This window comes from Shewanella sp. S1-49-MNA-CIBAN-0167, assembly GCF_040310145.1.
In the GTDB taxonomy this organism is placed as follows: domain Bacteria; phylum Pseudomonadota; class Gammaproteobacteria; order Enterobacterales; family Shewanellaceae; genus Shewanella; species Shewanella psychromarinicola.
Window position 1 is genome coordinate 1 of record NZ_JBEOPO010000182.1, and the last position, 297, is coordinate 297.

Sequence of the window (297 nt, forward strand, 5' to 3'; positions counted from 1 at the left end):
GTACCAACGATAGCATGCCACCGATGACCCCACCGACAATACAAATTAGGTAATTTTCCACCATAAAGTATTCTATAATGTCACGTTTACGTGCACCCAGCGCGCGGCGAGTGCCTATTTGTTTGGTGCGGCGTTGAATATTAAACATCACCATACCGGTTAATCCCAACGCTGTAATTAATAACAATAACACCACCATAATACTTAACACTGTCGCCATTAAACGGTGGTTACTGTAAGTTAAATTTTTAATTGTGGTGAGGGTTTGGAAGTTCTCCACTACACGGTTTGGGTTTT

1 protein-coding gene is annotated in these 297 nt (G+C 41.8%); it reads right to left on the reverse strand.

Annotated elements, in window-relative coordinates:
- Positions 1 to 297 (reverse strand): ABC transporter permease (locus AAEZ00_RS20925; RefSeq protein WP_351089797.1); only part of this gene is annotated, 297 nt, incomplete at both ends.